The following is a 967-nucleotide window of genomic DNA, read 5'->3' as shown; positions in this document are numbered from 1 at the left end:
AGGTCGTCGAGCCGGCCGATCGCCTGCGAGGCGCCCTCTACCACGCCCATGTCGAGCACCTGCTGGAGGCCTTCGGCGGTTGCGTAGGTGCTGACGTAGGTGGCGATGGTGCTGCCGTCCTTGTCCTGGAATGAGAACTCGTTGGTGGACACTGGCATCGATTCGATCGGGGTGAAATCCGCATCGGCGAATCCGTCGGTGAAGGTGAATCCGGTCGGCTCGTCGACGGAGATGATGTTCCAGTAACCGGCATGCTTGTCGCCCTCGGGCCCGGTCATGTAGTAGGTGACCCGCCCGCCGGGGGCGAACTCATGGTCGACCACTGTGGCAGGGTATGTCGGTGGGCCCCAGATCTTTTCGAGCTGGCGCGGATCGGCATAGATCTGCCAGATCCGTGCTCGGGGCGCGGCGAACTCGGCGGTGATGGTCAGGGTCAATGCATCGATGTCGTGGCTGACATTGGTGACAGGCATCGTTCATTCCTTCCGTTGGGGTTGTGTTGCGATCAGTTCGTCGATGCGGGCGATACGTCCACGCCAGACCTGTTCCAGCTCGGCGAGCACGGACGACACTGCGCGAACTGCGTCCACATCGCCCGTGGCGAGTTGTTCACGGCCGCTGCGTCGTTTGACGAGTAGGCCGGATTCCTGGAGGACGGCGACGTGCTTCTGTACGGCAGCGAAACTCATGTCGTATTTCGCGGCCAGTGCCGAGACGGAATGCTCGCCGGCCAGCACGCGACGCATGATGTCGCGCCTCGTTCGGTCGGACAGCGCGTGGAACAGGGCATCGGCCCGGTCCTCATCTGTTTCTGACACCCTCAGAACATACAACCGATTGGTTGTATGTGCAAGGCTGCTTCGACTTTCAGGATGCGAGTGGGCGCGGATGGCACCTTCGACGTACGAGCTCGCGAATCGCTTCAGGGAGCTGGTCACGCTGCCACCGGCATTCACGTCGTCCTGCT

Annotated in this window: 2 protein-coding genes; both read right to left on the bottom strand. The window is 62.3% G+C overall.

Annotation, left to right across the window (positions count from 1 at the left end):
• On the bottom strand, positions 1-473 hold a 473-nt coding region (locus ACFWJO_RS39735; protein ID WP_386873171.1), incomplete at its 3' end, for an SRPBCC domain-containing protein.
• 3 nt (positions 474-476) lie between these two features.
• A partial coding sequence (locus ACFWJO_RS39730) for an ArsR/SmtB family transcription factor (RefSeq protein ID WP_386873169.1) occupies positions 477-967 on the bottom strand: 491 nt, incomplete at its 5' end.

Origin of the sequence: Streptomyces sp. NPDC127092, assembly GCF_042722475.1 — a bacterium.
Taxonomy (GTDB): Bacteria; Actinomycetota; Actinomycetes; order Streptomycetales; family Streptomycetaceae; genus Streptomyces.
The sequence above is the reverse complement of the archived record's forward strand: the minus strand, read 5'-3'. Positions and strand labels throughout refer to the sequence as shown.